The 3,517-nt window shown below is 58.3% G+C and carries 4 protein-coding genes; 1 reads left to right on the top strand and 3 read right to left on the bottom strand.

The genetic code is table 11. The annotated features are described in order from the left end of the window. Window positions 1-223: 223 nt before the first annotated feature. The 3 genes from D9T14_RS13475 to D9T14_RS13070 form a co-directional block, all read right to left on the bottom strand. Complete coding sequence (locus D9T14_RS13475) at window positions 224-568, bottom strand: hypothetical protein (RefSeq protein ID WP_126464256.1); 345 nt, start codon at window positions 566-568, stop codon at window positions 224-226. Between the two features lie 723 nt (window positions 569-1,291). Continuing rightward, on the bottom strand, window positions 1,292-1,549 hold the full coding sequence (locus tag D9T14_RS13065) for a hypothetical protein (protein WP_126464255.1): 258 nt from the start codon (window positions 1,547-1,549) through the stop codon (window positions 1,292-1,294). Window positions 1,550-1,862: 313 nt separating this feature from the next. Beyond that, the gene (locus tag D9T14_RS13070) at window positions 1,863-2,930 is read right to left on the bottom strand and encodes an IS630 family transposase (protein ID WP_121592126.1); all 1,068 of its coding nucleotides are present in this window, start codon (window positions 2,928-2,930) and stop codon (window positions 1,863-1,865) included. On the opposite strand from D9T14_RS13070, the gene D9T14_RS13480 reads away from it, so the two are divergent. Further along, entirely contained in the window at window positions 2,866-3,333 is a 468-nt protein-coding gene (locus D9T14_RS13480; protein WP_182482088.1) for a hypothetical protein, read from the top strand. The two genes, D9T14_RS13070 and D9T14_RS13480, sit on opposite strands and share 65 nt — an antisense overlap. Window positions 3,334-3,517: the final 184 nt, after the last annotated feature.

Raw genomic sequence — 3,517 nt, forward strand, 5'->3', positions numbered from 1 at the left:
TACAACCAATACCGTCGACACTCCTCGCTCGGCTACCTAACCCCAGCCGAGTATGCTCGACAGTGCACTCATCAAACAAACACCGACGACTCACATAACGACCGGACCTAACCAAGGGGGCGGCCCAATGGCGCCGTGGTAGACGAGGGCCGCGATGGCGGTCCCCCTGACCAACGAGATGTTCGCCTCGGGGGCGGGGGCTGTCTGAGTCACGGCTTCGAGGCTACCGGCCCGGTAGGCCATCGGACCATGGTGAGTCCTGACCCCGGGCCAGGCCGGGTTCTGCCCCTGCCAGGGCGAGCCCTGCCCGTACCAGGGGGATGAGGCCGGTTGAGGCGCCAGGGGCAGGCGGTAGGGAGCGGGTGAGTACTGCTGGGGAAGGGCGCTGTAGGGGCCGGACCACGGCATCGGACGGCATCGGGTAGAGGTAGGGGAACTGGCCGGGGCCGGGTGCCTCGGGCGGGCGTCTCATGCGGATCCAGCCGAACCAGCCTAGAAGGACGACGAGGAGTTCGGGGGTGAGGTAGAGGCTGAACGAGAACAGGGCGCCGGGGACGAACCCGCTCACCGCGATGATCAGGGGAGCGCGGCGAGCGCTGAGAAGACGATGAGCGCCGTGCACACGTGCCAGGGGTGGTTGCGGCGTACGGAGACGAGCATCCAGTTAGTTTCGTATAGCCTTCCACCCGGAAACACCCCTCCAGGTGTGCGTCCCATAAACAATCCACTACTTCCGGGATGAAATCCTTGTGGCCTTGGATTTAATCGTCTCTCAGGGTCATGAGATCAAGCATTATGACGATCTCATCCTCAAGCTCGAGTGAAGCGGGTCGATTGATGATCTGGTCGATTTCCGAAATAGCTTCCATGATTCTCCTGGGTGGTCCTCGCTGAAGGCTACCAGCGGTACCCGTCACCAGTAGTGCTACATGCCGGTTCGCAATTGGTTCCAGCATGTCCACAACTATGACGTGATAGGAGGCATCGTTTCTGGTTTGGATATTATTCCATCGGGCTGGAGCGGGTGAGGTGGGCCCGACATTTCCCCCGGTGGGGTGGGTGAAAGTATCCAAGTCCGGCTACCACAACTTGGCGAAGCCGGCCCAAGTCCTCGACAGTCCAACGGAGGGTGGTCAGGAACGGATGCGTGGCGGTGATCTCCACAGTGCGGCCGCTTCCATCCCTCTATTCACGTTTCAGTGTTTTGACTGATGGCACAGCCTTGCCTTTGGCAAACCTCTTCCAAGCATTGATGGCACCTGCTTGCCCCGTCAAGAGGGGAGGGTACGAATCATTCTTGCCCGTCGTTCTGACTGGCCAGCCAAGCCTTGCCTGCCGGACTGTCCAGCCACTCCTGTCTTGTCGCCGGTAGCGCCAGATCAATTTCTCGCGCTGTGTAACGGATCTGGCCGTTCGGCATGACCACTTGCCGTCTGACCTTCAGTCGCGTGCCAACTGGGGGCCAGTTCTCCGGGTTGATGAAAATGATGTCATCATTGATGAACCGCAGATCAATCACACCAATAATATCCGAGTCATCAATTTTCACGTCCAAGCCCCACGGGTGATGCTCGATGACGGTACACCACTCTATCGGGCCTAACCATGGCGCCCCATCTGTCATATTTAATGTTTCCTTTCAAGTAATTTCGTGTCGGCAGTTCAGTAAATGCTCAGGCGCCTCCAAAAGGAATCCATTCTCGGTTAAGAGTAAGCTCATTGAAACGATTTATCATGTTTTCCGGTATCGCATACTGAATGCTGTCGGGACCTCCTTCTGTATAAGGTGATTGGTATTGGCCGAATTCCTTCTTAAAATCGGGATGCATATCGAACCTGGTGTAGCCATTCTCGTATGGCCGTCATGAAACAAGATCGGTTTCTGGTTGGGGTTTGGGGAGGTGTTCGAAGTCGTAGTCGAAGGTGCGTCCGGTGATGTACGAGGCGAATGCTCCGAAGGTCTGCTCGGGGGTCTGGTGCTGGATGTTCGCGATATTGGTTTTGGCGGTGCCCCAGACGTGTTCGACCGGGTTGTGGTCGGGCGCGTACGGCGGCAAGAAAACGGGTGTGATGCGCTCCAGCAACTGGCCGGGCTCGTAGAGGCTGGTCAGGGCCTTGGCGTGGTGGAACCGGGCATTGTCCAGCACGACAGCGATCCGGTCGGCCTTGGTTTCACGCTGTAGCCGTTCCAGAGCCAGGATGATCTGTTCGGTGTTCTGGTTCCCCTCGATCGGATACAGCCGCACTTTCTTGTCAGTAAGCGAGAGGGCGCCGAAGAACGACTGGGACACTTTCTGCCGGTCCACGTACAGTTTGGTGCGTTGTCCTTTGGGCAGCCACATGCGGCGGGTCTCGGCCTCGTGTTCCAGGCGGACCTCATCGATGGCGTACACCTCACAGCCGGCCTCCAACAGGTCGTTGACTTGGGTCTTCACCTCGGTCATGCGTCGGGTGATGGCCTGTTCGTCGCGGTGCTTGTCGAACGGGTCGGGCAGTTTGAAACTGAGCCCGCAGAACCGCAGGAGCAGCTGATACGAAGATTCTGACTCGTACTCCACGTCGAACAGAATCTTCACTACGTCTCGTAGGGACGGCACGTCCCAGAACTCGGCGTCGATACCTGACCGGGAGGGCGGCTGGGCCAGAACAGTTTTGAGGTCTTGTTTCTGGGTGCGGGTGAGTTTCGCGGCGTTCTGGTTTCCCGCGTGCCCGGTCAGCACCGAGCACATCCGCGTGTCCTGCCACTCGGCCAGCCATTCTCGAACGGTTTTCTCGCTGCGCTCAACCATTTTCGCTATGATATTGATGCCAACTTGTTCGGAGGCATACAAGATGGCTTCGGCTTTCATTCGCACAAGTACGTAAGTGTCTGTGCGTTTCTTCCATCTGATCAGGACAGCGGTTTCTTCCGGGGTGACCTCGATCTGCATGTCTCAATCATATCCGAAACAAGACCACGAATCCATTAAAATACGATTTCGTTTCATGACGGCCATAGTTACCGATCCGTGGATTAGCGAAGGTGCGTGCCGATGCTTCATCACCAACATGCGCCGTCCTATCGCCGAACTGGAAATCTGCCGGATCCAAGCCATCAAGCGCTTCCCTGTCACCGACTCCACGACGAGGCGTGCGATACACGCTGATGTTTTCTGCGGCGTCGCGGCCGATGGTGCTGAGTTCTTGTTTGCTGGTGCTGCGGGCGGCCTGCTCGGCTGCTTCACGGCCGACGGTCTCAGCGCTTCGCGGCCGGCGGTCTGGGCTGCTTCGCGACCTAGGGCGCCGGCGCCTTTGGCGGCCCCTCCGCCGGGGATGGGGATGGCTCCGACCTGACTCGTGCCACTTTTGGTTGGTTGGTGGGTGTTTGTGGGTGTTTTGCCTGGTGAGAGTGGGGTTGGTTAGTGTGGTTCACACACTAATCGGGTTGTTGGAGGGGTGGTGTGGCGTACGTTCGGAAGGTGAGAACGGCTTCGGGTGCGACGGCTGTTCAGATCGCGGAGTATCGGGATGGGCGTGA

This window comes from Propionibacterium australiense, assembly GCF_003666605.1.
GTDB lineage: Bacteria > Actinomycetota > Actinomycetes > Propionibacteriales > Propionibacteriaceae > Propionibacterium > Propionibacterium australiense.

Coding starts and splice junctions, on each gene's coding strand:
- D9T14_RS13070 (WP_121592126.1), bottom strand. CDS start 2,930: ATGCAGATCGAGGTCACCCCGGAAGAAACCGCTGTCCTGATCAGATGG.